This is a genomic window from Rhizobium sp. SG2393, assembly GCF_042610495.1.
Classification (GTDB): Bacteria; Pseudomonadota; Alphaproteobacteria; order Rhizobiales; family Rhizobiaceae; genus RU20A.
Window position 1 is genome coordinate 95,115 of record NZ_JBHGAP010000005.1, and the last position, 24,806, is coordinate 119,920.

Sequence of the window (24,806 nt, forward strand, 5' to 3'; positions counted from 1 at the left end):
GTTTCAGGTCAGGCAAGTGCCAGGCGGGCGGCTTGAAGGCTTTCAGCACCGGCAATGACGCGGTCCTTCAGCGCCGCCGTCTCGGCCAGCAGGTTTTCCGCCGTGAAGCGGGCGAGCGCAACGCGGGCTTCGGCCGCACCGTCACCGGCATCGATCAGGCCGGCGCGGGCGAGATAGGCGCCTGTCAGCACAAGGCCGAAAAGGCGCTGGTAGGGCGTGGCGCCGGCCAGAGCGGTCGCGGTTTCACCCGCTGCCAGACGGGCAAGCAGCCAGTCGGTGGTCTCAGCGAGATCCGCAATGGCTGCCTTGAGACGGCCGGCCGTCTCGCCGAAGGCCGGGCGGTTGGAAGCGGCGACGGCATCGGCGATCTCGCCGAGTTCGGCGATGTAGCCCTTTACCTGGCTGCCCTCCGACAGGGGCAGCTTGCGGGTGACGAGGTCGATGGCCTGGATGCCGTTGGTGCCCTCATAGATCGGGGCGATGCGGGCGTCGCGCAGCAGGCGGGCCGCGCCGGTCTCCTCGATGAAGCCCATGCCGCCATGCACCTGCACGCCGAGCGAGGCCACATCGACACCGGCATCGGTGGCAAACGACTTGGCAATGGGCGTGAGCAGGCTGGAGCGCTCCTGCCAGTGGCGGCTTTCCTCGCCTTCAGTCGCATGGGCCATGTCGACCGCATGGGCGCAGGCATAGGCAATGGCGCGCGAGCCCTGCGTCAGCGCCTTCATGGTCAGCAGCGTGCGGGCAATATCGGGATGCTCGATGATCGGGCTCATGCCACTACCGGTCCAGCCCGGGGCTTTACCCTGCGTGCGCTCGCGGGCATAGGCGATCGCTTTCTGCGTGGCGGCCTCGGCGATGGCGACCCCCTGCATGGCGACGGCGAGGCGGGCATTGTTCATCATCGTGAACATGCAGTTGAGACCGCGGTTTTCCTCGCCGATGAGATAGCCGATGGCGCCCTTTTCGTCGCCGAAGCGGCCGTCGCCATAGATCATGGTGCAGGTGGGCGAGGCATGGATGCCGAGCTTGTGCTCCACCGAATGGCAGAAGAGATCGTTGCGCGCGCCGAGCGAGCCGTCCTCATTGACGAGGAACTTCGGCACGAGGAAGAGCGAAATGCCGCGCGTGCCGGCCGGCGCATCCGGCAGGCGGGCGAGGACGAGGTGGACGATGTTGTCGGTGAAATCGTGTTCGCCCCAGGTGATGAAGATCTTCTGGCCGAAGATGCGGTAGGTGCCGTCGCCAGCGCGCTCGGCGCGGGCCTTCAGCACGCCGAGGTCGGAGCCGGCATGGGGTTCGGTGAGGTTCATGGTGCCGGTCCATTCGCCGGAGACCATCTTCGGCAGGTAGACGGCCTTCAAGGCATCCGAGCCGTGCTTTTCCAGCGCCTCGACGGCGCCCATCGTCAGGGTAGGCCCCAGCGCGAAGGCCATGGAGCCGGAATTCCACATTTCGAGCGCGGCCACATGCAGCATGTGCGGCAGGGCCTGGCCGCCGAATTCCTCCGGCGCCGTAAGCCCGTTCCAGCCACCGGCGATCCAGTCGCGATACATGGCGCGCCAGCCCTCGGGCGTCACCACCGCGCCATCGACAAGGCGCGAGCCCTGCTTGTCGCCGATGGGACCGAGCGGGGCGACCACGTCGGTGGCGTAGCGGCCGGCCTCTTCCAGAATGGCATCGACCAGATCTTCGCTGAGATCGCCCAGGCGGCCGGCGTCGAGCGCAGCGGACAGGCCGGCGACATGCTTCAGCGCAAAAGCGATTTCGGAAACAGGGGCCTTGTACATCGTGATCCTCCTCGGGCGCTGCCGGCTTTCGGCGGGCCTCCTGCCGCACCGCCCGCCATCGCGCGAACCATGTTGTGACAGCTGGCGCCAGGCACGGGCCAGGCGGCTGCCGCGGCGCTTCCCGACGCCGCATGTGGGGCGAAGAATATTGATTTTTACGTAAACGTCAACGCGACAAATGGTGCATCGCATGGGTCCGGTGGATTGCGGTGGCGGAGCGTGGAAAACAGGTGACGTAAGCGCGGATGGCGGGTGGCGGATCACGGCCCTGCCGGACTTAATCCCACATCGCGCCCAGCCGCAGACCGCCGCCGAACCGTCATCACGGTGTCACATGGCGCGGGCACCGCTTTCGGCAGAGCGGATCGGTGATCCCCCTCCTCCCCTTGCGCCAGCAAGGCTCTCTGCCGCACTGCATCCTTTGCCCTTTTCAACCGTCGCGCAAGCCTGTAGATCGACAACCGGACCGCCCCCGCGGGCTGAAGACCGACGCCGTCCGGAGGGCCCTATGAGCCTCATCTCCCAGGAAATTCCCGGCCTTGTCTGGGGCTATCGCTTCTTTCCCGGAGAAAACCGCTGCCAGCGCATTCCGGTCGATGCGCCGTTCGATGCCGTGCTGCCCGGCGATGGCTGGGTGTGGCTGCACATGGCGCTGAGCGACGCGCGCACGCCGGGGCTTATCGAGCGTATTCCCGGCCTTTCGGCGGATGCTCGCGCCACGCTCATCAGCAACGACACGCAGGCCTCCATCGCCCATGACAATGACGTGGTGCATGGAACGCTGGTCGATTTCGAGCGGACCTTCGATTCCGAGACCAAGACGATCGCCTGGCTGCATTTTGCCGTTGCCGACCGCATCATTGTGACGACGCGGCTACATCCGCTGCGCAGCATCGACCGGGTGAAGGCCGTGGTGGAGCGCAATGCGCGCTGTCAGCGGCCGATCGACCTGTTCGGCATGATCGTCGGCGAATTCCAGCGCACGCTGATCGCGCTAGTGCTGGAACTGACCCATGAGCTGAACGCCATCGAGGACCATGTCTATGGCGAGACCGGCGGCATGCACGAGCCGGGCCTGGCGCCGCTGCGCCGCACCGCCGTTCGCCTGCACCGCCATCTGCGCACGGTTCTGGCGCTGCTGCGCCGCGCGGCATCGGCCGAGGAGGACGAGGTGCCGGACGGCTTCATCGACCTCGCCGAACGGCTGGCCGACCGGCTGGAGGCCGTGGATCGCGACGTTTTCGCCCTGCAGGAACGGGCCCGCCTGCTCTACGAAGAGATCGACAGCCAGGTCTCGGCCGAGACCAACCGGCATCTCTACATCCTCTCGCTGATGACGGCCTTCCTGCTGCCGCCGACGCTGGTCACCGGCTTTTTCGGCATGAACACGGGCGGCATGCCGTTTTCAGGCGAGCTCGCACTGCACGGCACGCTGGTTGCCTTCAGCATCATTCTGGGTTCGATGGGCGTTGCCTGGCTGATCCTCAGACGCATCGGCATTCTCTGACGAAAGCGTCAGAGGTCGGTGAAGACCACGCCGATCTCGTTGATGGTCCGGCGCACGATGCGGCAGGGCCGGCGCGAGTGGTCTTCGAACATGATCTCCAGCGTCTCCGGCAGGGAGATGGTGTTCTCGACCCTGATGCGAGCGCCCGTCCCGGACACGTCGCGCAGGATGGCGTCAATCGTCGAATGGCCGCCGTTCATGACCAGTTTCACGCCTTTCAGCATGCGGCGGCGCGGAGAACTTCTCGGGATCTCTCCCATCACATCACTCCAATCAGCAGGCCGGGCGTGCACGATGGCGCCATCATCCGCCACGCGGCGGCCTGCGGCGCGTCGTCTTCCGCGACGCTCTGACGTCAGGCGAAAGATCCGCTCTCGTGAGACACGGCACAGGTGCAGGGCTGCGGGCGCCAGAGGGCGCGCCTGCATGTAAATCCGCGGTTTCCTGAATGATCCAAGCCGCGCGGACAGGTGTCCTGTCGCAGCCAGCGAGCCTCGACGGGCAGGTTCAAAGGGCGAAGCCTCGGGTTCAGGCGTCGCTCCGGTGCCGGTCGCTTCAATAGAGGATCGAAAGCAAGGCGTCATGCCTTGTGGACTGGCTTTTCTATAAGCTTCAAAAATTACACGACGCTTAAATAATCAGTGCGAATTGATGCAGTTGCGTTTTGCACATGCGAAAAGGGCCGGGAATGTCCCGACCCTTCTCTCCAGATCATTCTGCGGTTGCCGCTCTCTCAGCTATAGGGCGAGTAGCACTGCTGACGCGGGCCGTTATAGGGCTGGAAGGTGTTGTCATAGGCGCGGTAGGACCGGTAGCGGTTCTGGCACCAGGCAACATGGCTTCCGCCGACTCGGACCGGGCGGTTGGTGCGATAGACCGGGCGACCGTCATTCAGGGCGCCGCCGATGATCGCGCCGGCCGCGAAGGCGCCGAGCGGGAACCACCAGCCGTTATACTGGCGGTAGCCGCGGCGATATTCGCGATAGCCACGGTGGCCATTATAGTAGTGGCGACCGCCGCGCAGATAGTAGCCGCGGCCATACTGTACCTGCTGCACCAGATTGTCCTGGCTGCCGCTCGACGCCGTCACCGGGGCCGGCACGTTCATGGGCATTGCCTGGACGGGCACGGCGGCCGACGCGACGACGACGGCCGACACGGCCATTGCGATCCACTTCTTGGTCACTGCGAGCATGATGTCACTCCCTGCACGTGTTTCTTGTGATGGCGCTGAAACGCGCGGCTCGGCCCGATGTTCCGTTCGTCGTCCATCACGGAAACGCGAGCGGCGAATTTTCGTGCCGGCCCACGCGTCATTCGCAAGGATGCAAGCGGCAGAGGTCGGCCGCTTGCCTTGCGCCGCGAAGTCGGCAACTCTGGGCAATGGCGGGGGAACGCCGGGGGGCGCGCGTGGCGGGACGGAAGAGAAACGGGATGGCAGGCCATTCGACGGGCGGGACGGCTCTGCTGCGCAGTCTCGCCGGCCTCCTTGTGCTGCTGTGCCTTGCCGTGCCGCACGCGGCGCTTGCCGAAGGGCGCGTTGCCCTTGTCATCGGCAATGCCGCCTACCGCAATGCCACGCCGCTTCGCAACACGATTGCCGACAGCGAGGCGGTGGCGGCAGCGCTGACACGGCTCGGCTTTGCGGTGACGCTGCGCACCGACCTTGGCAAGGCGGCGCTCGAGACGGCGCTTGCCGACTTCGCCGACCATGCGACGGGGGCGGAACAGGCCGTGCTGTTTTATGCCGGGCACGGGATGGAACTCGACGGCGAGAACTATCTGATCCCCACCGATGCGCGGCTGACGACCGACCGGCGCATCGGCTTCGAGACCGTGGGCCTCACCGATATCCTCGCCTCGATCACCGACGTGAAGGGCCTGCGGCTGGTGTTGCTCGACGCATGCCGCAACAATCCCTTTGCCGCGACGATGAAGCCCAGCCGGGCCGAGCGCTCCATCGGGCGCGGCCTTGCCCGCGTCGAGCCGAAGCCCGGCATGCTGGTGAGCTACGCCGCGGCCGCCGGCACGACGGCCGATGACGGCGATGCCGACAGCGGCCACAGCCCCTATACCGAGGCGCTGCTGCACTATCTGGAAACGCCGGGGCTGGAAGTGAACCTCATGTTCCGGCAGATCGCCGACCGCGTGCAGGAGCGTACCAAGGGTCGCCAGACGCCGTTCGAGTATGGCCGGCTGCCGGGGGTGAGCATCTATCTGAAGCCGCCGGTGGCGGAGAGTGCCGTTACGCCCGCCGACCCTTGTGGAGACGCCGCCCTGCACTGGCAGGCCATTTCCGGTGAGAACGACGCAGCACTCTACCGCGAGCATCTGCAGCGCTTCCCCACCTGCGCCTTTGCCGGCATTGCCGCGCGACGGCTGGCGGCGCTGGAGGCCGGAACGCCTGTTGTCGCTGAAACCGCAACGCCGCCCGAAACGGCACTAGCGCTTACCGACAAGGCCGCCGGGGACGCGGCAAAGGCCGGCGAGATAGCTGAGCAGGCCGCGACCGACGCCGCCGGCAAGGCTTCGGAGGTGGCGGCGATCACCCCCGCCCCGGAGGCCGGGCTTGCGCTGCCTGTCACGGTTCCCGCCGAACCCTTGGTCAATACGACCCTGATCCGGGACGTGCAGGAGCGGCTGCGCGGTGCGGGCTGCCTGATGGCGCGGGCCGACGGCCATTGGGGGCCGCAGTCGGAGGCGGCCCTTGCCGCCTACCGCAAGCAGCGCGCCCTTCCCGCCGGTGCCGAGACGCCGTCCGAGGCGCTATTGGCAGCACTTGCCAGCGTGCCGGGCCGGGTCTGCCCGCTTGTCTGCGGCGTTGGAGAACGGGAGCGCAACGGCGTCTGCGTGGCGCGCACCTGCCCCGCCGGCCGCGTCCTGTCTGCCGCCGGCATCTGCATTCGCGAGCGGACCAAGACCGTCATCCAGCAGCGGCAGACGACGCCGGTGCGCAAGGTGATCGAGAAAACACGGCCTGTCGTGGTCGAGCAGAAGACCGAGACGGTGCAGGAGAAGCCGAAGAAGGTGCTGCGGCGCTGCCAGTCGGTGCGCGAGGCGGAACTGCACCTCGATTGCCGGCCGCTCTAAACGGCCGGCCACCGCCTGCCTTACACTTCGACCGTGACCGCACCCAGCGGGCGCGAGCAGCAGGCGAGGATGTAGCCTTCCTCGATCTCGTCATCGAGGATACCGCCATTGTGGTTCATCTCGACCTCGCCGGAGAGCTTCATCACGCGGCAGGTGCCGCAGATGCCGCCTTCGCAGGCCGCGCCGATGCGCACGCCATGGGCGCGTGCGACCTGAAGGATCGTCTGGCCGGGCGCGCAGGCGACGTCCTTGCCGGCCAGCGAAAAGCTGACGATGGCGGCGGGCGCGCCCGGCTCGCCTTCCGGCAGCACGACGGGCTCGGGGGCTGCGGGCTGGAAGCTTTCCTCGTGGTAGCGGCCCATGTCGAAGCCGTTCGCTTCCAGCGCGCCCTTGACGCCGCGCATGAAGGGCTCCGGGCCGCAGCAGAAGACGGTGCGGTCCCGGAAATCGGGGCAGAGCAGCTTCAGCTTCTCGATATCGATGCGGCCGCGCAGGCCGTGCCAGCCATCACGCGGCTGGTGGCCTTCGACCACGAAGCCGAGCGAGAGGTTCGGCATGTTGGCCGAGAGGCTTTCGAGCTCGGAGCGGAAGAGGATATCGCCCGGCGTGCGGGCGCAGGTGAGGAAGGCGACATCGCTCAAGGGCGCGCAATCGGCCATCCAGCGGGTCATCGACATCATCGGCGTGATGCCGGAACCGGCGGAGACGAAGAGGTACTTTTCGCCCGGATGGCGGGCGAAGGTGAAGTCGCCGAGCGGGCCGAAGGCCTTCAGCGACATGCCGGGCTTCAGGTTCTCGAACATCCAGCGCGTGCCGATGCTGCCCGCCTGAGCCTTTACCGTCACCGCCACCGTGAAGGGCCGCGAGGGCGTGGAGGAGAGCGTGTAGGTGCGCATGACCGGCTCTGGGCCGACGGGCAGTTCCAGCGTCACGAACTGGCCGGGCAGGTAACGGAACCAGCCCGGCTTGTCGGCCTTGAACACGAAGGTCATCACGTCGGCCGTTTCCGCCGTCACGGCGATGCATTCCAGCCGGTGCTGGCGATCGTTGAACGGCTGGAGTTCGTCGAAATGGCGGAAGGTCGACGCAATCGTCATGGTCAGGCAACCCGTGCGATGGAGGTGGTTTCGCCCTGCAGGCGGTGGGTCATGAAGGTCGTGTACCATTCGACGAACTGCATGACGCCGCCTTCGTGTTCCGGCGAATAAGGGCCGGGCTCGTAGGCCGGGGAGCGGATGCCGAAAGCGTTTTCCTCCACGATCTGGCGATCCTGGTCGTTGGTTTCGGTCCAGACGTGGGTGAGTTCCTCGAGATTGTAGTCCACGCCCTCGACGGCATCCTTGTGGACCAGCCACTTGGTGGTGACTTCCGTCAGCTCGGGTCCGAGCGGCAGCACGCGGAAGGTGATGGCGTGGTCGGTCAGAACGTGGTTCCAGGTCGTCGGGTAGTGGAAGAGCAGCAGCGTGCCGATGTGGCTCTGCGTGACCTGATCCGACATCAGACGGCGGACGGCCGGGCGGCCGGACATGGTGTAGCTTTCCGCATCATTGATCAGCGGCATGCGGGCAACGCGCATCTGGCCGGTCGGGTGCATGCGGAATTCGCTCGGCAGGCCGGCGGCCTCGCATTTCGCCCAGTGCTCGGCAATCACCGGATCGTCCTTGGCGCCCTGCACGCCGGTGGCCGTCGGGGCTTCCGGGTAGGTGCGGCAGAGTTCCGGATGGTTGGCGGCGCAGTGGTAGCACTCGCGGTTGTTTTCCCAGACGAGCTTCCAGTTGCCCTTCTCGATGATGGTGCTTTCGAAGGCGACCTTGGTGTCCTTGAGGTTATGGGGCGCGAAATAGGGCTCCATCATCTCGCGCATCGGCGCGAAATCCATCGGACGTTCGGAAAGGTTGATGAAGATGTAGCCCCCGGCGGTCTCGCAGGCGATCGGCTTCATGCCGTGGGTGGTCTTGTCGAAATCCTCGCCCATCTGGCGGGCGAACAGGAGCTTGCCATCGAGTTCGTAGGTCCACTGGTGATAGGGACAGACGAGCTTGGCCGAGGTACCCTTCTTCTGGGTGCAGACCCGCGAACCGCGATGGCGGCAGGAATTGTGCAACGCGCGGATCACGCCCTGACGGTCGCGGACGATGACGACGGGGTATTCGCCGACCTGGAGGGTAAAATAGGAGCCGGGCTTGGCGACCTCGCAGTCATGGCCGACGAAGAGCCAGTCCTTGTACCAGACTTCTTCCAGATCGATCTTGAAGAAATCGGGATCGGTGTAGAAGGCCTGTTCGAGGCTGTAGCCAGGCTTGCGGCCCTTGAGGCGCTGGAGCATGTCGCCGCGGATCGTCATGATGTCGTCATTCCTCGCTGGCCGGCGGAAACGGCACGGGCCGGTCCGGGGCGTGATCTCTTCGTCTTGGCCTGGAGGAAGGCGGAGCAGTGGGATGGCTCCGGGCATGGAGCATCCGCCGCTCCAGCCGCCCACCGCAGCCGGTCGTTTCGCTTCAAGGCTGGTTTCCGGGCTCCAGAGCCGTCCCTTCGTGGGGACCCGGACGGCGCCTTCCCAGGTCATCCGCTGATTGCGGGGATCCCAGTGGCCTCCTGCCGTTCGTCGTGCTCTGCTACCGTTGCGGGGGCAGCGCCGGATTTTTGACCGGCTTCCCAATTCTCCGCCCTCCCTCGGGGCGGCACCTCGAATGGCTCCATCTAATCGCAGAGGCAGGCGTCGCAATATCCTGATTGCGCCAAGCCCAACGCTTTTGACGACAGGCTGCGAGATGTTTGATCGCCACGGCTAACCGGTTCAAATGGCGGGTTTTTTCCGCTGCGCACGCGGCGGGCAAGGTCGCGCTCAAGAGATGGGCATATGCCGCAGAAACAGCCGATTGCGACGATAGTCCTGCCATGTGACGCGGCACCGCGGCTGCCACGCAAGCCTCGGACCATGCCCGCATGATTGGGTGATGGCCAACTGACGTTACCACAGCCGCGCGGGGCGGCTGGCAAGGCCTCGTTAATTTGCATCTTCTAACATTGGAGCATCGTGGCCGACGGAATGCGGCCGGTGGTTGTGGATGACGACGAGCATGAGCAAGCTCAGATATTACGACAACGCCTCCAAGTCGAAGGCCGCGCGGGTTGGCCGCGCCATCTATACCGAGTTCCTGCGCACCGGCCGCATTGACCGCGCGCCGGAGGACTGGAACCATCAGGAACGCCGCTACCTGACCCATAGCGAAGTGGCGGCGCGCACCGGAAAGCGGCTGGAAACGGCCGGCGAGACCACCTGTGCGCGGCTGAACGGCTTTCACAAGGCGATCCGCTTTCCGAAGATCATCTTTCACCGGACGCTGGCCGACAGTCCGCACCTGGGCTACTGCCACGTGACGGCGGCGCGCACGCGCTTTCCCGGCAGCGCCGGCGACATCACCTGGTCCTTCTACCTCGCCAATTTCTTCGCCGATATCGGCGAGGCCGACGACCAGTTCTTCCGCCGCGTCAGCCTCTCCTATTCGCGCATGTATTTCGCCGTGGCCACCGAGGCCAGCGAGACCGGCAAGGACTTCACGATCAATCGCCGGTTCCGGCCGAACGGCCTGCTCTTCCGCACCCACGACCCCAAGGAAGCGCTGAAGAACGTGCTGCTGCTCGGCGCCCGCAACGAGGAACTGCGCAAGATCGTCAAGGCGCTGTGAAATTGCCTCGCACCCGCCCGCGGGCGGTGCGGAGCGGATGGCTCCCTTTTCAGTCTTTGGCATTTTTCTTTGTCCTCGAATGCGCTAGGTGATGGTGCAAAGGGCGCCTTGCGGTGCTCCCCGATTGGTGCGCTCTGCATCCGCTCTCTCCGTCATCCTCGGGCTTGTTCCGAGGGTCCACGCGGCGTCCGCATCCCTGGCTGTGGATCCTCGGGGCAAGCCCGAGGATGACGACGGTGGCGATTGGCGCCGCTGACGGCAGAGGGGTTCGCGCTGCGGAGTGCGGGTTGCAGACGCCGATGCCACCGGGGACGCGCTTTCCGGCGCCCGCCCCTTGAAGCCTAGCAGGTGCGACGCATGGCACGGATCATCGATGTGAGACGCGACCCGGACGAGGCGATTGCCGCCGCGCTCGACGTGCTCGGCCGCCGGCTGCCGGTCGCCATTCCCACCGAGACCGTCTACGGGCTGGCAGCCGATGCGACGGAGGCGGAGGCTGTCGCCCGGATCTACGAGGTGAAGGGCCGGCCGCGCTTCAATCCGCTGATCGCCCATGTCGCCGATCTCGCCATGGCCGAGCAGCATGCCGTGTTCGATCCGCTTTCCCGACAGCTTGCCGAGCGCTTCTGGCCGGGACCGCTGACTCTGGTTCTGCCGCTTGCGCAAACCAGCACGATCCATCCTCTCGCCACGGCCGGACTCGACACCGTTGCCATGCGCATGCCGGACGGCTTTTCGCGCCGGGTGATCGCGGCCCTTGGACGGCCGCTCTCGGCGCCGAGCGCCAATACATCGGGCCGGATCAGCCCGACGAGTGCTGCGCATGTGGACGCCGATCTCGGCTCCCGCATCGCGCTGATCCTCGATGCCGGCCCGTGCGTGGTCGGGCTCGAATCGACCATCGTGAAGGTGGAGGATGGCCGGATCCGCCTGCTGCGTCCCGGCGGCCTCGACGCCACCGAGATCGAGGCGGTGACGGGGATGGCCGTCGAGCGGCCGGAAACGGCGGGCGCGGCCATCGTCGCGCCCGGCATGCTCGCCTCGCATTACGCGCCGGATGCGCCCGTCCGGCTGGAGGCCAGCCACGTGGAGCCCGGCGAGGCGCTGATCCGCTTCGGGCCGGAGCCGATAGCGGGGGAAGAGCACGCGCATGCCGTGTTCAACCTCAGCCCCGGCGGCAATCTCCGCGAGGCGGCGGCCAGCCTTTTCGACGTGATGAAGCAGGCGGATGCGACCGGCGCGCGGCGCATCGCCTTCGGGCCCATTCCGCGCCACGGGCTTGGCGAGGCCATTCACGACCGCATCGAACGGGCTGCAGCCCCCCGGCCCTGACAGCGACGCTTTCCCAGCAAGGACATGGACCATGACCGATGACGCCCTGATCGACCGCTTCCGCGCCATTCTCGGCGCGCGCAACGTGGTGACGGACACGGCCGAGCATGAGCGCTACATCCACGACACGCGCGGGCTTTACACCGGCCAGACACCGGCGATCCTGAAACCGGGCTCGACGGCCGAGGTGGCGGCGATCCTGAAGCTGGCAAGCGACACCGCAACCCCGATCGTGCCGCAGGGCGGCAATACCGGCCATGTGGCCGGACAAGTGCCGCGCACTGGGCTCAACGACTTCGTGCTGTCGCTGGAGCGCATGAACCGCATCCGCGACGTGGACCCGGTCGGCAATGTGCTGGTGACGGAGGCCGGCACCATCCTTTCCGATATCCACACGGCGGCGGAGAAGGTCGACCGGCTCTTTCCTCTTTCGCTCGGCTCGCAGGGGACGGCGCAGATCGGCGGCAATCTTTCAACCAATGCCGGCGGCACGGCCGTGCTCGCCTATGGCAACATGCGGCAGCTGTGCCTGGGGCTCGAAGTGGTTTTGCCGACCGGCGAGATCTGGAACGGGCTGCGGCGCCTGAAGAAGGACAATACGGGCTATGACCTGCGCGATCTTTTCATCGGCGCGGAAGGCACGCTCGGCGTCATTACCGCTGCTGTGCTGAAGCTCTTCCCCCGCCCGGCAGGCCATCAGGTGGCGGTGGCCGGCGTTGCCGATCCGGCGGCGGCGCTGACACTGTTTTCCATCGCCACGCGGCGCGGCGGGCCGGCGCTCACCGGCTTCGAGATCATGGCGCGGATCGGCATCGACTTCACCGTGCGGCACATTCCGGGTGTGCGGGAGCCGCTGGAAACACCGCAGCCCTGGTATGTGCTGATCGACATTTCGAGCGCCGACAGACAGGAGAGCGCCGAAGCGATCGTCACCGGGATCCTTGAAGAAGCACTGTCGGAGGGACTGGTCGCCGATGCGGTGATCGCCCAGAACGAGACGCAGCGGCGCGCCTTCTGGCACATGCGCGAGAGCATGTCGCTGGCCCAGAAGCCGGAGGGCGGCTCGATCAAGCACGACGTGTCCGTACCGGTCGCCGCCATCCCGGCCTTCATGGCCGAAGCCGATGCGGCGGTGATGGCGATGATGCCCGGCGCCCGGATCTGCGCCTTCGGGCACATGGGCGACGGCAACATCCACTACAACATCTCCCAGCCCGCCGGAGCCGATAAACAGGCCTTCCTCGACCGCTGGCACGAGGTCAGCGACCGCGTGCATGCGATCGTGCGGGCCCACGGCGGCTCGATTTCCGCCGAGCACGGCATCGGCCAGCTGAAGCGCGACGAACTGGCCGCCATCCGCGAGCCGATCGAGATCGACCTGATGCAGCGGATCAAGGCGGCCTTCGATCCCGCAGGCATCATGAATCCGGAGAAGGTGCTGCAACGGCGGGGCTGAGAGGTCAGCAGCCGCCATCCCCCTTGCCGTTTGCGCGTCCCGCATGGCACATCCACGTCATGGCCCGCAAGAAGACACCGCCCGCAATACCGGATCTCTTTCCCGTTATCCTCGCCCCCGATTTTTCCATCGAGGACGGCTTGCGGCGCGAGGGACTGTGGCCGGTGGCGGGCGTGGACGAGGCGGGGCGCGGGCCGCTGGCGGGGCCGGTGGTGACGGCGGCGGTGATCCTTGATCCCGACCATGTGCCGCCGGGCCTGAACGACAGCAAGAAGCTGACGGCGGCCAAGCGAGAGGCGCTGTTTTCGCTGATCCTCGAGAAGGCGGTCGCCGTTTGCGTGGCGAGTGCGTCGCCCGCCGAGATCGACCGGACCGACGTGCTGAAGGCCAATCTCGCGGCCATGGCGCGCGCGGTGCGCGGCTTGTCGGTGTCGCCCGCCGCGGCCATCGTCGACGGTCGAGACGTGCCGCCCGGCCTGCCCTGCCCCGGGCGCGCCGTGGTGAAGGGCGATGCCCGCTCCCTCTCCATCGCTGCGGCCTCCATCGTCGCCAAGGTGACCCGCGACCGGATGATGGCGGCGGCGGACGCACGCTTTCCGGGCTACGGCTTTGCAAAGCATGCCGGATACGGCACGGCTGCACATCTGGAGGCGATCTGCACGCTCGGCCCCTCAGGCCTGCACCGGATGACGTTCAAGCCGCTGAAGGGCGGCTGATAGCAAAGATCCCGAAGGCGGACTGGGCGCGCGATCCCGCCTGCCCCTTCGATGACCGCGTCCATGCGTGATGCCGGATGGGATCAGGCCCACGGTCGAGGCGTGTCCCGGATCGCGAAGACATGCCCTGGGGCTGATCCGCATGGCGGCCCGACCCCGGAGAGCCGCCGGCGTTCCGGCGGGCTCAATTCCCCCTTGATGGCTGCGTCAGATGATGACGTGGGAGCCCAGTTCGACCACGCGGTTGGTGGGCAGGCGGAAATAGTCGGAGGGGTCGATGGCGGCGTTGGCGAGGCCGATGAAGAGCAGGTCCTGCCAGTGCGGCATGCCGGACTGGGCGTCCGGCACCAGCTTGCGCCGACCGAGATAGAAGGAGGTCGACATGATGTCGAACTTCAGGCCGGATTTCTTGAAGAGCCCCAGCGTCTGGGACACGTTCTGCGTCTCCATGAAGCCAAAGGTCATTTCGAGAATCTGGAAGCGTTCCGACAGCGGCTGGACCGAGACGCGGTCTTCCTTGCGCACGCGCGGCGTATTGGCGGTGCGGATCGTCAGGATGAAATTCTGCTGATGGAGCACGTGGTTGTGCTTGATGTTGTGCATCAGCGCGGCCGGCGTCGAGTGGGGATCGCTGGTCAGGAAGATCGCGGTGCCGGGCACGACGACCGGGGCATGCTCGCTCTTGCGCTCCACCGATTTGACGAAGGTCTCGAGCGGGATATCCGTGCGGCGGGTCTTTTCGTGCAGGATCGCCGTGCCGCGGCGCCAGGTCCACATGATGACGACGCAGGCGAGCGCGATCATCACCGGCACGTAGCCGCCGTCGTGGATCTTCAGGAGGTTTGCGCCGAGGAAGACGAGTTCCAGCGCCAGGAGCGGCACCAGCACGACGATGGCGAGCCACATCGGCCAGTTCCAGCGCGTGCGCACGAACGCGAAGGCGAGCACGGTGGTGACGACCATGGCGCCGGTGACCGAGATGCCATAGGCGGTGGCGAGCGATTCCGACGAGCCGAAGACGAAGACGAGCAGCATCACGCCGAAGAGCAGCAGCGTGTTGACGCTCGGCAGGTAGATCTGGCCGGTGTGGGTCTCGGATGTGTGGACGATGGCCATGCGCGGCAGGAAGCCCAGGTGAATGGCCTGGCGCGTCAGCGAGAAGGCGCCGGTGATGACGGCCTGGCTGGCGATGATGGTGGCGGCAGTGGCAAGCAGCACGACCGGCAGCAGCGCCCATTCCGGGAACATCAGGTAGAAGGGGTCGGAGAGCGTTTCCGGGTGCTTCAGCACCAGCGCGCCCTGGCCGAGATAGTTCAGCGTCAAGGAGGGGAAGACGAGGCAGATCCAGGCCCACTGGATGGGCCGGCGGCCGAAATGGCCGAGGTCGGCGTAGAGCGCTTCCGCTCCGGTGACCGTCAGGAAGACGGCGCCGAGCACGATGATGCCGAGATAGCCCTCGATGATCATGAAATGCACGGCGTGGAAGGGATTGAAGGCCGAGAGGATGGCGAGATCATCGCCGATATGGCTGATGCCGCCGGCGGCCAGCACCAGGAACCAGACGACCGTGATCGGGCCGAAGAAATTCGACACCGCCGCCGTGCCGCGCGACTGCACGGCGAAGAGGCCGACAAGGATGACGACGGTGATCGGCACCACATATTCGCTGAGATGCGGCGTGACGAGCTTCAGGCCCTCGACGGCCGAGAGCACCGAGAGCGCCGGCGTGATCATGGCGTCGCCGATGAACAGCGCCGCTCCGGCAATGCCCATGAAGAAAAGCAGCGGCATATGGGCGCCGCCCTTCTTCATCAGCAGGGCCAGCAATGACAGCGTGCCGCCTTCGCCGTGGTTGTCGGCGCGCAGCAGGAAGAGCACGTATTTGAGGGTCACTATGATCGTCAGCGTCCAGATCATCAGCGAGATGAGGCCGACGACCTCCTCGCGGGCCACGCCATCGGCCGCGATGGGGCGCATGGCTTCGCGGAAGGCATAGAGCGGGCTGGTGCCGATATCGCCATAGACGACGCCGACGGAGCCAAGGGCCAGAATGAGAAAACGTTTCAGCTTGTTATGGCTGCTGACGTGGGAATGGTCTGCTGCGTGACCCATGGATGCTCCTAGCGGCGTTTCGGGCACTCGATCATCGAGCGCCTCACAGCCAGCCTTTCCAGCGGAAGAAGAGATAGGGGATAATGGCGGAAACGACCATAAGGACGATCGCGAAAGGATAGCCGAAGGTCCAGTCGAGTTCCGGCATGACGCGGAAGTTCATGCCATAGAGCGAGGCGACCAGCGTCGGCGGCAGGAAGACAACCGAGGCGATCGAGAAGATCTTGATGATGGCGTTCTGCTCGACATTGATGAGTCCAAGCGAGGCATCCAGCAGGAAGGCGATGTTGCCGGAGATGAAGGCGGCGTGCTCGGAGAGCGACTGGACATCGCGCGAGATGGTGCGCGACAGTTCCTTCATGTCGTGATCGGCTTGCGTGTCCGGCACGGTGTAGAGGAAGGTCAGCAGGCGGCCGAGCGAACTCAGGCTGTCGCGGGCAAGGGCCACCAGCCGGTGCTGGGCGGCGACCTCGCGCAAGCGCTCTTCCAGATAATGCGGATCGCGGCGGCGGCTGCCGGGCGGGGTGTCGAAGACGCGGTGCGAGAGATCGTCGAGCTTCATCGCGGCGTGTTCGAGGATTTCGGCCGTGCGGTCGGTGATGGTCTCCAGCAGGCGCAGCAGCAGGCCGATGCCGGTGGCGCAGCCCTGCGGACTGCGCTTCAGCGCCGCCTTGAAGAGGGAAAAGGCGCGCGGATCGTCGTAGCGCACCGTGACGACGCGGCTTGCCGTGAGCACGAAGGCGACGTCGGTCAGCGTCGGGCGGTCGCGGTCGGCACCGCAGAGGATGGAGGCGGTCATGAAGACGGCGCCGTTCTCCGTGTAAAGGCGGCTCGAGGGCTCGATGTCCTTCAGATCCTCGCGCGTCGGCACGGAAATGCCGAGCAGGCTTTCAACCAGCGTATCCTCGGCCTTGGTGGGGCTGTGCATATCGATCCAGACGATGGCGGGATCGAGCGTTTCGGTGCGCGTTTCCTGTCGCGGTCCGGGGCCGGCGGCGTGAAGTTCGCGCACCTCGCCCGTCGATGTATGAAGCGCGATCATCGCGAGGCCGCCCGGCTCATCGCCGCCCTGCCGTCTGCCCGTCCACAACCAGTCATGCCTGCGCACCCTTCGGCGAGGAATTCTTCCTCAACTCGGTCGTCACGGGGAGCCGAGGTCCACCGCGAGAGGGCTTGAGTTGGGCACAGAACGCTGTGCGGCGGGGCATATGACGCAGTCCGCGACAAAAATCAATGACCCTGCCACGTCTCTGCCGCATTGCTGCCCTCGCGGTGTCGCAAGTCCTAATGGAAATGCAGGCGCCCGCTCACTCAAAAACGATGGCCGGCGCAGCCTGCGGGCCACCGGCCGTGACGCCCTCCCAGACGCGCGCGGCGATCTCACGGTAGATGGCGGCCGACGGGCCGTCCGGCTCGGCCACGACGATCGGCGTACCGGCGTCGGATGTCTCGCGGATCGTCATGGTCAGCGGCACCTCCCCCAGGAAGGGCACGTCGATCCGCTGCGCTTCGGCGCGGGCGCCGCCATGGCCGAAAATGTCGTAGCGCTTGCCGGTGTCCGGCGCGATGAAGTAGCTCATGTTCTCGACAATGCCGAGGACGGGGACTTCCACCTTGCGGAACATGGCAAGCCCCTTGCGGGCGTCGATGAGGGCGAGATCCTGCGGGGTGGAGACGATGACGGCGCCGGCGAGCGGCACCTGCTGCGCCATGGTGAGCTGCGCATCGCCCGTGCCGGGCGGCATGTCGACGACGAGAACGTCGAGATCGCCCCAGGCGACCTCGCGCAGCATCTGCAGGAGGGCCGACTGGATCATCGGGCCGCGCCAGATCATCGCGACCTCCTCGTCCACGAGGAAGCCCATGGACATGACCTTGAGGCCGTAATTTTCCATGGGGCGGATCAGGCGGCCCTCGATCTGCTGCGGACGGCCGGAAATGCCGAGCAGGCGCGGCATGGAGGGGCCGTAGATATCAGCGTCGAGAATGCCGACCTTGAGCCCGTTGGCCTTGAGACCCAGCGCCAGATTGACCGACGTCGTGGATTTGCCGACGCCGCCCTTGCCGGAGGCGACCGCGATGATGGCGCCGACACCGGGAATGCCGGCGGGCTTTACCGGCTGGCGCGGCTGCCCGGCTGCGGGACCGGGCTGGCGCGGCTGCGCATGCGTGTGGCCGGGGCCGTGATCATGTCCGTGGGAATGGGAATGGGCGTGGCCGCCGGCGGGCGGTGGCGGGCGGCGGGCCGGTTCGCCCCCCTGCCCGGCCTTCTTGTCGGCCGTCAGCGCCACCATGGCAGCTTTCACGCCGGGGATTTCCTTGACGACCCGCTCGGCGGCGGCGCGCATGGGCTCCAGTTCGCGGGCCTGTTCGGCCGGGACGGTCAGCGAGAAATAGACCTTGCCGTCGGCGATGAAGACTTCGGACACAAGGCCACGCTCGACGATGTTGCCCTCAAGGCCCGGCCCGCGCACCGTCGCAAGCTTTTCCAGCACCATCTCTTTCGTCACGTCTGCCATGTCGTCATCCATTTCCTGCAGGATGCGGCCGGAAACCGGCACGCCAGTTCCGCAGAGATAATCGAGCGCGGCGCGCTCGCCAATGGACCGGCGGCATTTTGAGACGATTGGCCACGGCGGGTTTCAGGCAGTGCCCGGGTTCGGACACGAAAAGGCTGCCGCCTCGTTCTCCGTGTCCGTCCATCCGGGATCACGGCGAGGCGACAGCCCTTAACGTTTCGCTGCCTTCGTGGGCGCGTCTTTTTACAGTCCCCTCTGGACCTGTCCTTTGAAATGCAGGATGCGTGCCAGATGGCACGTCGCTTCTGACCGGGAGCGGGAGAAAAAGCACAAACGACTATAAATCAACGGATATTTCGAAAATCCGTGCTTCACAGCCAAAGCCGGAATCGCCTGACTGGCAAGAAGATGACCGTCCCGGCAGTCGAAATGCACAATTCTTGTGCATCCGCGCAAGAAAGCGCGGAAAAACGGCAATCAGCAGCACATGCGCGCCGGCATCGCTCGCGCGGTCAGCTGATAAGGCCGCGCTTGAGAGCCTTGACCACGGCCTGGGTGCGGTTGACGGCATCCAGCTTCTTGGTGACGTGGTTCAGATAGTGGTTCACCGTGTGCTCGGAGAGGCCGAGAATGCCGGCGATCTCGGAACTGGTCTTGCCGGCAGCGGTCCAGGTCAGGCACTGGATTTCACGCTCGGAAAGCTTGCTGGTCGCGGTCTTCCACAGCGCGCTGATATCGACCAGCCGGTTGAAGACGTGGATCGCGACCATCTGGAGTTCCATGACGGCGGCGGGCGGCACATCCAGCACCGGACCCATCAGGGCAACGAAGGCCCGCGAACCGCTGACATCGTGCACCGGAAAGAAATTGCCCTGCAAGAGATTGGCCTCGACCAGCGCCTGCTCGAATTCGCAGGCTCCACCCTTCTCGATGAGGGCGGGATCATTGCGCATCTGGAACGGCGTCGTCGTTTCACGCAGGCGCCTGAGCACGAGGCTGCTATGGACGAGACCGAGCGTATCGAAACGGGTCAGGAGATCCGAGGGCAGGTTCGTCACCAGCGAATGGCTGGCCAGATTCTCGGCGTCCTGCTGCGGCACGGTGGCAATCATGAAATGGGTGAAGCCGAACAGGCCACCAATACGCCGCATGTACCGGATCATATCGAACTGCGTCTGCAACGCAGCGATCTCGCTTGCGAAGTCGCCCGTGCGGAAGGCGCCGCCAGGGTTCTCGCCGCGGCTCATGGTGCCCAGCATGCGCATGGCCCCGCAAGGTCAAGACGCGCGGTCGCATGGGCGTGCCGCTGCCGCGCCAGCAAGGTCTGTGGCAGGCGGCCATGCGGAGATGTGGACAGTGTGCGGCTCAAGGTGGCTCCGGGGCGCTGCATCACGCAATCAGCCTCGCACGCAACGCCTTGACGACGGCCTGGACGCGGTTGACGGAGTCGAGCTTTTGCGTGGCGCGGTTCAGGTAATGGGTCACGGTATATTCCGAAAGACCGAGGATAGCAGCAACCTCGCCGGCCGTCTTGCCCTCCGCGGCCCATCGCAGGCACTCCACCTCGCGGTCGGACAGGCGCGCGGTGAACGCAGCCCGATCGAGGTTGAGGTCACAAACGCGCTGAAAGAGCGCACTGCAGGCCATGTTCAGCGCCACGATCTCTTCGGTCGTCACCGTCTCGCGATCCCCGCCGAAGCCGATCGCCCCGCGCACGCCGCGCCGATCGTGGACCGGAATATAAACGCCGCGCTGCAGGCCGGCTTCGGCGAACGCATCATAGACCCGCCCGCCAACGGGCAGATTGCGTTTCTCGGCGATGTCGAAGGTGAAGGGAAGGGTGTTTTTGCGCAGATTGTCGAAAATCGGGCTGCCGCGCGACCAGCGCTCCTTGTCATACTGGGCGATCAGCTTTGCGGGCCAGTTGGTCAGCACGGTGTGATCGGCAAGCAATTCGCACGCACGGTCGCGCAGGACCATGACGATAAAGCCATTGAAGCGAAAATCGCTGCAGAGACGACTGAGCGCGGTCGAGACATCGTCGGCGCTCATGCAGCGCTCCGGCGCGATCAGCGTTTCTTCAAGTCTCTCGACGAAAGCGATGTCCATCATGTCGCACTTTTCTACTCATTTCGGCGCGCCGCCGAGACAGGGTACAGACCCACCACAAAACGAGCGCGCAGACCCGTTCACAGGCAACGGCGCACTCGAATTTACCGACGTCAACGTAGCCTCAAGGTAACATTCTCCGGGGCAATGCGTCCAGCTTGAGCGGAAAGTTTACCGTAAAGCCACCCCGTTTCAGCGGAACAGACCGAGACGCAGGCGCCAATCCCGGCCGATTTCGGCTGCCGTCGCCCTGACCACCGGCGACCAGTCCAGAAGCTGCGGCAGGGAGACGCGATAGGCGGGACCGGTCACGGAAATTCCTGCGACGACATCATCGGTCCCGGCGCGAATCGGTGCGGCCACGCAGCGAATACCTTCTTCGTGCTCTTCCCTGTCGAGCGCATAGCCGGCGGCGCGGATCTCCTCCACTTCCCGGCGCAGGGCGTCGGCATCCGCAAGGGTCTGCGGCGTGTGGCGCACGAATTGCAACCCGGCAAGCAAGGCCTCCAGCGCCGGATCCGGCAGCAGGGAAATGGCCGCCTTGCCAAGGCCGGTGCAATAGACGGGCGAGGCCTTGCCGATCTGCGACCCCATCCGCACCCCCTGCCGGCTCTCCACCTTGTCGATATAGACGATGTCGGCGCCGCTCAGCACGCCGAGATGGACAGTCTCGCCCGTGATGGCATTGAGACGGGCGAGATGCGGCTCGGCGACACTGCGGAAACTGTGGCGGGACCAGGAGCGATGCGCCAGCCGCAAGAGGCGAAGACCGGGCGAATAGCTGCCATCCGGGCCTGCGACCAGCAAGCCTTCGCGAACCAGATGGGCAAGCTGGCGATGCAGGGTGCCGCGCGGCTGGCCGGCGCGCTGCAGGATATCCGTGAACCGCAGCGGCTCATCGGCCGACAGCACGAGATCGAGCACGGCCATGACCTTGCCGAACGTGCCGGTGTCGGTCGATGAAACCGTTTCGGAATTGCCCGGCTCTCCGGTCATGCCGCTTTCCTTCCTCTGCCGTACAGCGATGCAGGCAACCCGCGTCGCCGGGCCGACCTCGCCGCCCATCTCACCCTTCCGCTGGCCCTTACCGGAGACCTTGACAGGGCCGATGTCGGCGGTGATATTCCACATAGTAAAACAAAGTTCCATATAATGGAACACATTTATCGAGGTTCCCGCGGGCGCCTCGGGGCGAGAGCTTTGATGCAGCAGTATGGCGACCTCATCGGCAAGGCAGTGCTCGTGACCGGAGGTGCATCGGGTATCGGCGCGGCTTTGGTGGAGGCCTTTTGCCGGGCGGGTTCTCGCGTCGGCTTTCTCGATATCGATTCCGATGCCGCAGGCCGGCTGGTCGACAAGCTCGGGGGCGACGGCTTCGCGCCGGCCTCTGTCGCCTGCGACCTCAGGGATGCGGATGGCGTTGCGACGGCGGTCGAGGCGCTGGCAACGCAGCTCGGCGGGCTCGATATTCTGATCAACAATGCCGCGCGCGACGACCGGCAGGATTTCGACGCGGTCACGGCGGCCGACTGGGACGAGAGCCAGGCGGTGAACCTGCGCCACCTGTTCTTCGCAGCCCAGGCCGCCGTGCCCTACATGCGCAAGGCGGGCGGCGGCGCGATCGTGAACTTCTCGTCGATCGCCTATCTCCTGAACATGGGAGACATTCCATCCTATGCCACGGCAAAGGCCGGGATCGTCGGGCTAACACGGTCTCTTGCCGGGCGGCTCGGACCGGAGAACATCCGCGTCAACTGCATCCTGCCGGGCATGATCGTCACCGAGCGGCAGAAGCGGCTGTGGCTTACGGAGGAATCGATCGCCCGAATGGTGGACCGGCAGTGCCTGAAACGGGCACTGGAGCCAGGCGATCTCGTCGGCCCCTGTCTTTTCCTCGCCTCGTCCGCCTCCGGCGGCATGACGGCACAGAGCATCATCGTCGACGGAGGCGCGACCTGACCATGACCAACCCATCCTATGCTGCCGTCGACTGGGGCACCACGAGCTTCCGCCTCTGGCTGATCGGCGCCGACGGTGCCGTTCTTGCCGAGCGACGGGCGAGCGACGGCATGACCAGCGCAGCCGCGGCCGGCGGTTTCGAGGCGGTACTGGAACGGCATCTGGCCGAGGCCGGCGCTTCTGCCGACACACCTGTCATTGCCTGCGGCATGGTGGGGGCCCGCCAGGGCTGGGTCGAGGCCGGCTATATCGATACCCCGGCCGCGCTTGCCGATATTGCCGGACAGGCCGTGCGCGTGCCCGGCCTTCACCGCGACGTGCGCATCCTGCCCGGGCTCTGCCAGCGCGATGGCGACCACCCCGATGTCATGCGCGGCGAGGAAACCCAGCTTCTGGGCGCCACACGCTTTGCGCCGGATGCGAGCGGCCTCGTCTGCATGCCCGGTACGCACAGCAAATGGGTGCGGCTTGCCGGCGGCCGGGTCGAGGGCTTCTCGACCTTCATGACGGGCGAACTGTTCGACGTGATCTCCCGCCATTCGATCCTCTCGCACACGCTGGCTGACGCGGGCGGGTTCGACGGCAGCCATGCGGATTTCCGTGCTGCCGTTGCAAGCGCGATCGACAATCCCGCCCTTGCCACAAATCTCGTCTTCTCCATCCGCGCCGGGCAGCTGCTGCAGGGCAAGGATGCGACCGCCTCGCGGGCGCGGCTTTCGGGCACGATGATCGGGCTGGAACTGGCCGGGGCGCTGTCGTTCGGCGCCGTCAGCGAGGCCATCCTCGTCGTGTCGGGCGGGCTTGGCGGTCTTTACGAAGCGGCCTTTACGGTCGCCGGGCTTTCGGCCAGAACGGTGGACGCGGATGCGACGGTGCGCGAAGGGCTTGCGCATGCGGCCCGGCAGATCTGGGCCGCCTGATCACCGACTGAAGATGGAATTGCGCCGGGGCGGCCGATGCACGACCACGGCTTACAAGAGGACGATGTTCATGAACCGCATTCCCTTTCCCCCCATGCAGCGCGCGCTCGTTGCCATCCTGCGCGGCCTGAAGCCCGAGGAAACGGAAGCGGTGGTGGGCACGCTGATCGAGGCCGGGCTGACGGCGATCGAAATCCCGCTGAATTCGCCGGATCCCTTCACCTCCATCGAGATCGCCGCGAAGATGGCCCCCGAAAGCGTGTTGATCGGCGCGGGAACGGTGCTGACGACCGAGGACGTGGAGCGGCTGGACAGCACCGGCGGACGGCTGATGGTGAGCCCGAATGTGGAGCCGGCCGTGATCCGGCTGGCCGCCGAGCGCGGCATGGTGACCCTGCCCGGCGTCTTTACGCCCACCGAGGCGCTGGCCGCCGCGCGCGCGGGTGCGACGGGCCTCAAGTTCTTCCCGGCCAGCGTGCTCGGCCCGGACGGCATCAACGCGATCCGCGCCGTGCTGCCGAAGGATCTGACCATCGCCGCGGTCGGCGGCGTATCCGAAACGAACTTCGCCGACTACGCCCGCATCGGCATCCGCGCCTTCGGGCTCGGCTCCAGCCTCTACAAGGCCGGCATGAGTGCCGCCGAAGTCGGACAGCGGGCGAAGGTGACAATCGAGGCCTATGACCGAGTCTATGGAGGAGAGGCGTGATGGAACGGGAAGCGTTTCAGGGACGGGTGCTGTGCGGGGCGCATCTCGAACTCGGCGAAGGGCCGACCTACGATCCGGCGACCGACACGGCCTGGTGGTTCGACATCAAGGGCAAGGCGCTGCATGCGCTCGAGCTTGCGACCGGCACCAAGACCGTGCACCCCCTACCCTTTCTCGGCAGCGTGATGGCGGTCGTCGACGCCGGGCGCCAACTGATCGTCTCCGACCAGGGTCTCTTCATCCGCAACACCGGCGATGGCAGCCTGTCGCTCCACGTGACGCTGGAGGACAAACCGGAAAATCGCTCCAATGACGGGCGCATGCACCCTTCCGGCGCATTGTGGGCCAGCACCATGGGGCGCAAAGCGGAGGATGGTGCCGGCGCCATCTATCACGTCGCGGGAACGACGGTCACGAAGCTGTTCGACGGCATCACCATTCCGAACGGCATCTGCTTCTCGCCGGACGGATCGGTCGGCTATTACGTCGATTCCATCCCGAACCGGCTGATGCGGGTGGCGCTCGATCCGGCCACGGGACTGCCCACGGGAACGCCGACGGTGCTGGTCGATGCGCATGGCTCCGACGCCACGATCGATGGCGCCATCACCGATGCCGAAGGCAATATCTGGAACGCCACCTGGGGCATCGGGGCGGTGGATGTCTATCGCCCGGACGGCACCCGCATCGCCCGATACGGCGTGCCCGCCAAGCAATCGAGCTGCCCGGCCGCCATCGGCCGCAAGGCCGACCGCGTGCTGGTGACATCGGCCTGGCAGGATTACGGCCCGGCGGAGAAGGCCGCAGACCCGCGGGCCGGCAACACGTTCGAGCTCGGCGTTTCCTTTAAAGGCAAGTTCGAGCCGGCTTTCCGGCTTTGATTGGCGACTGCGCCGCC

The 24,806-nt window shown here is 66.0% G+C and carries 21 protein-coding genes and 1 riboswitch; of the genes, 10 read left to right on the top strand and 11 right to left on the bottom strand.

Annotated elements, in window-relative coordinates; genetic code table 11:
- Positions 1-8 precede the first annotated feature (8 nt).
- A complete protein-coding gene (locus ACED18_RS13155; RefSeq protein WP_377292889.1) occupies positions 9-1,790 on the bottom strand; it encodes an acyl-CoA dehydrogenase in 1,782 nt (593 codons plus the stop codon).
- A 508-nt stretch (positions 1,791-2,298) separates the two neighbouring features.
- Between ACED18_RS13155 and ACED18_RS13160 the strand changes: the two genes are divergently transcribed.
- Complete coding sequence (locus tag ACED18_RS13160; protein WP_377292891.1) at positions 2,299-3,297, top strand: transporter; 999 nt, start codon at positions 2,299-2,301, stop codon at positions 3,295-3,297.
- A gap of 8 nt (positions 3,298-3,305) precedes the next feature.
- On the opposite strand, the gene ACED18_RS13165 is transcribed toward ACED18_RS13160, so the two are convergent.
- Both ACED18_RS13165 and ACED18_RS13170 read right to left on the bottom strand, forming a co-directional pair.
- Complete coding sequence (locus ACED18_RS13165) at positions 3,306-3,557, bottom strand: PilZ domain-containing protein (protein ID WP_377292893.1); 252 nt, start codon at positions 3,555-3,557, stop codon at positions 3,306-3,308.
- A gap of 473 nt (positions 3,558-4,030) precedes the next feature.
- On the bottom strand, positions 4,031-4,492 hold the full coding sequence (locus ACED18_RS13170) for a BA14K family protein (protein ID WP_377292895.1): 462 nt from the start codon (positions 4,490-4,492) through the stop codon (positions 4,031-4,033).
- 239 nt (positions 4,493-4,731) lie between these two features.
- Here ACED18_RS13170 and ACED18_RS13175 point away from each other — a divergent pair, with 239 nt between their 5' ends.
- The gene (locus ACED18_RS13175; RefSeq protein WP_377292897.1) at positions 4,732-6,387 is read left to right on the top strand and encodes a caspase family protein; all 1,656 of its coding nucleotides are present in this window, start codon (positions 4,732-4,734) and stop codon (positions 6,385-6,387) included.
- A 20-nt stretch (positions 6,388-6,407) separates the two neighbouring features.
- Here ACED18_RS13175 and ACED18_RS13180 read toward each other — a convergent pair whose 3' ends face one another.
- Complete coding sequence (locus ACED18_RS13180) at positions 6,408-7,484, bottom strand: 2Fe-2S iron-sulfur cluster-binding protein (protein WP_377292899.1); 1,077 nt, start codon at positions 7,482-7,484, stop codon at positions 6,408-6,410.
- A gap of 2 nt (positions 7,485-7,486) precedes the next feature.
- The gene (locus ACED18_RS13185; RefSeq protein ID WP_377292901.1) at positions 7,487-8,731 is read right to left on the bottom strand and encodes an aromatic ring-hydroxylating dioxygenase subunit alpha; all 1,245 of its coding nucleotides are present in this window, start codon (positions 8,729-8,731) and stop codon (positions 7,487-7,489) included.
- Positions 8,732-8,871: 140 nt separating this feature from the next.
- A riboswitch (cobalamin riboswitch) is annotated at positions 8,872-9,091 on the bottom strand.
- A gap of 376 nt (positions 9,092-9,467) precedes the next feature.
- Between ACED18_RS13185 and ACED18_RS13190 the strand changes: the two genes are divergently transcribed.
- The 4 genes from ACED18_RS13190 to ACED18_RS13205 all read left to right on the top strand — a co-directional run bounded on the left by ACED18_RS13190 (position 9,468) and on the right by ACED18_RS13205 (position 13,580).
- Entirely contained in the window at positions 9,468-10,076 is a 609-nt protein-coding gene (locus ACED18_RS13190) for a DUF6656 family protein (protein ID WP_377292903.1), read from the top strand.
- A gap of 357 nt (positions 10,077-10,433) precedes the next feature.
- The gene (locus ACED18_RS13195) at positions 10,434-11,408 is read left to right on the top strand and encodes an L-threonylcarbamoyladenylate synthase (protein WP_377292905.1); all 975 of its coding nucleotides are present in this window, start codon (positions 10,434-10,436) and stop codon (positions 11,406-11,408) included.
- Between the two features lie 31 nt (positions 11,409-11,439).
- On the top strand, positions 11,440-12,864 hold the full coding sequence (locus ACED18_RS13200; protein WP_377292907.1) for an FAD-binding oxidoreductase: 1,425 nt from the start codon (positions 11,440-11,442) through the stop codon (positions 12,862-12,864).
- A 59-nt stretch (positions 12,865-12,923) separates the two neighbouring features.
- Complete coding sequence (locus tag ACED18_RS13205; RefSeq protein WP_377292909.1) at positions 12,924-13,580, top strand: ribonuclease HII; 657 nt, start codon at positions 12,924-12,926, stop codon at positions 13,578-13,580.
- A gap of 207 nt (positions 13,581-13,787) precedes the next feature.
- Here the strand turns inward: ACED18_RS13205 and ACED18_RS13210 are convergent, their stop codons facing one another.
- From ACED18_RS13210 to ACED18_RS13235, 6 genes are all read right to left on the bottom strand, one after another.
- A complete protein-coding gene (locus ACED18_RS13210; protein ID WP_377292911.1) occupies positions 13,788-15,692 on the bottom strand; it encodes a potassium transporter Kup in 1,905 nt (634 codons plus the stop codon).
- Positions 15,693-15,735: 43 nt separating this feature from the next.
- A complete protein-coding gene (locus tag ACED18_RS13215; protein WP_377292913.1) occupies positions 15,736-16,734 on the bottom strand; it encodes a magnesium transporter CorA family protein in 999 nt (332 codons plus the stop codon).
- A gap of 265 nt (positions 16,735-16,999) precedes the next feature.
- Positions 17,000-18,211: an Mrp/NBP35 family ATP-binding protein gene (locus ACED18_RS13220; RefSeq protein WP_377293101.1), complete on the bottom strand. Its 1,212-nt coding sequence runs from the start codon at positions 18,209-18,211 to the stop codon at positions 17,000-17,002.
- Positions 18,212-18,723: 512 nt separating this feature from the next.
- A complete protein-coding gene (locus tag ACED18_RS13225; RefSeq protein ID WP_377292918.1) occupies positions 18,724-19,470 on the bottom strand; it encodes a helix-turn-helix transcriptional regulator in 747 nt (248 codons plus the stop codon).
- 130 nt (positions 19,471-19,600) lie between these two features.
- Positions 19,601-20,323 carry a LuxR family transcriptional regulator gene (locus ACED18_RS13230; protein WP_377292920.1) on the bottom strand — a complete coding sequence of 241 codons (723 nt, stop codon included), beginning with the start codon at positions 20,321-20,323 and terminating at the stop codon, positions 19,601-19,603.
- Positions 20,324-20,512: 189 nt separating this feature from the next.
- A complete protein-coding gene (locus ACED18_RS13235; RefSeq protein WP_377292922.1) occupies positions 20,513-21,316 on the bottom strand; it encodes an IclR family transcriptional regulator in 804 nt (267 codons plus the stop codon).
- Between the two features lie 207 nt (positions 21,317-21,523).
- Here ACED18_RS13235 and ACED18_RS13240 point away from each other — a divergent pair, with 207 nt between their 5' ends.
- The 4 genes from ACED18_RS13240 (at position 21,524) to ACED18_RS13255 (ending at position 24,789) form a co-directional block, all read left to right on the top strand.
- Complete coding sequence (locus ACED18_RS13240; RefSeq protein WP_377292924.1) at positions 21,524-22,279, top strand: SDR family NAD(P)-dependent oxidoreductase; 756 nt, start codon at positions 21,524-21,526, stop codon at positions 22,277-22,279.
- Between the two features lie 2 nt (positions 22,280-22,281).
- On the top strand, positions 22,282-23,199 hold the full coding sequence (locus ACED18_RS13245; protein WP_377292926.1) for a 2-dehydro-3-deoxygalactonokinase: 918 nt from the start codon (positions 22,282-22,284) through the stop codon (positions 23,197-23,199).
- A 70-nt stretch (positions 23,200-23,269) separates the two neighbouring features.
- Complete coding sequence (locus tag ACED18_RS13250) at positions 23,270-23,908, top strand: 2-dehydro-3-deoxy-6-phosphogalactonate aldolase (protein ID WP_377292928.1); 639 nt, start codon at positions 23,270-23,272, stop codon at positions 23,906-23,908.
- A complete protein-coding gene (locus ACED18_RS13255) occupies positions 23,905-24,789 on the top strand; it encodes an SMP-30/gluconolactonase/LRE family protein (protein WP_377292930.1) in 885 nt (294 codons plus the stop codon). Before ACED18_RS13250 ends, ACED18_RS13255 begins: the two co-directional genes overlap by 4 nt.
- Positions 24,790-24,806: the final 17 nt, after the last annotated feature.

Excerpts from the sequence above, each read along its gene's own strand:
- ACED18_RS13215 (WP_377292913.1), bottom strand. The coding sequence starts at position 16,734 with ATGATCGCGCTTCATACATCGACGGGCGAGGTGCGCGAACTTCACGCC.
- ACED18_RS13170 (WP_377292895.1), bottom strand. The coding sequence starts at position 4,492 with ATGCTCGCAGTGACCAAGAAGTGGATCGCAATGGCCGTGTCGGCCGTC.
- ACED18_RS13250 (WP_377292928.1), top strand. The coding sequence starts at position 23,270 with ATGAACCGCATTCCCTTTCCCCCCATGCAGCGCGCGCTCGTTGCCATC.
- ACED18_RS13235 (WP_377292922.1), bottom strand. The coding sequence starts at position 21,316 with ATGACCGGAGAGCCGGGCAATTCCGAAACGGTTTCATCGACCGACACC.
- ACED18_RS13180 (WP_377292899.1), bottom strand. The coding sequence starts at position 7,484 with ATGACGATTGCGTCGACCTTCCGCCATTTCGACGAACTCCAGCCGTTC.
- ACED18_RS13160 (WP_377292891.1), top strand. The coding sequence starts at position 2,299 with ATGAGCCTCATCTCCCAGGAAATTCCCGGCCTTGTCTGGGGCTATCGC.
- ACED18_RS13155 (WP_377292889.1), bottom strand. The coding sequence starts at position 1,790 with ATGTACAAGGCCCCTGTTTCCGAAATCGCTTTTGCGCTGAAGCATGTC.
- ACED18_RS13200 (WP_377292907.1), top strand. The coding sequence starts at position 11,440 with ATGACCGATGACGCCCTGATCGACCGCTTCCGCGCCATTCTCGGCGCG.
- ACED18_RS13210 (WP_377292911.1), bottom strand. The coding sequence starts at position 15,692 with ATGGGTCACGCAGCAGACCATTCCCACGTCAGCAGCCATAACAAGCTG.
- ACED18_RS13205 (WP_377292909.1), top strand. The coding sequence starts at position 12,924 with ATGGCCCGCAAGAAGACACCGCCCGCAATACCGGATCTCTTTCCCGTT.
- ACED18_RS13185 (WP_377292901.1), bottom strand. The coding sequence starts at position 8,731 with ATGACGATCCGCGGCGACATGCTCCAGCGCCTCAAGGGCCGCAAGCCT.
- ACED18_RS13230 (WP_377292920.1), bottom strand. The coding sequence starts at position 20,323 with ATGATGGACATCGCTTTCGTCGAGAGACTTGAAGAAACGCTGATCGCG.
- ACED18_RS13245 (WP_377292926.1), top strand. The coding sequence starts at position 22,282 with ATGACCAACCCATCCTATGCTGCCGTCGACTGGGGCACCACGAGCTTC.
- ACED18_RS13190 (WP_377292903.1), top strand. The coding sequence starts at position 9,468 with ATGAGCAAGCTCAGATATTACGACAACGCCTCCAAGTCGAAGGCCGCG.
- ACED18_RS13165 (WP_377292893.1), bottom strand. The coding sequence starts at position 3,557 with ATGGGAGAGATCCCGAGAAGTTCTCCGCGCCGCCGCATGCTGAAAGGC.
- ACED18_RS13240 (WP_377292924.1), top strand. The coding sequence starts at position 21,524 with ATGCAGCAGTATGGCGACCTCATCGGCAAGGCAGTGCTCGTGACCGGA.
- ACED18_RS13225 (WP_377292918.1), bottom strand. The coding sequence starts at position 19,470 with ATGCTGGGCACCATGAGCCGCGGCGAGAACCCTGGCGGCGCCTTCCGC.
- ACED18_RS13195 (WP_377292905.1), top strand. The coding sequence starts at position 10,434 with ATGGCACGGATCATCGATGTGAGACGCGACCCGGACGAGGCGATTGCC.
- ACED18_RS13175 (WP_377292897.1), top strand. The coding sequence starts at position 4,732 with ATGGCAGGCCATTCGACGGGCGGGACGGCTCTGCTGCGCAGTCTCGCC.
- ACED18_RS13220 (WP_377293101.1), bottom strand. The coding sequence starts at position 18,211 with ATGGCAGACGTGACGAAAGAGATGGTGCTGGAAAAGCTTGCGACGGTG.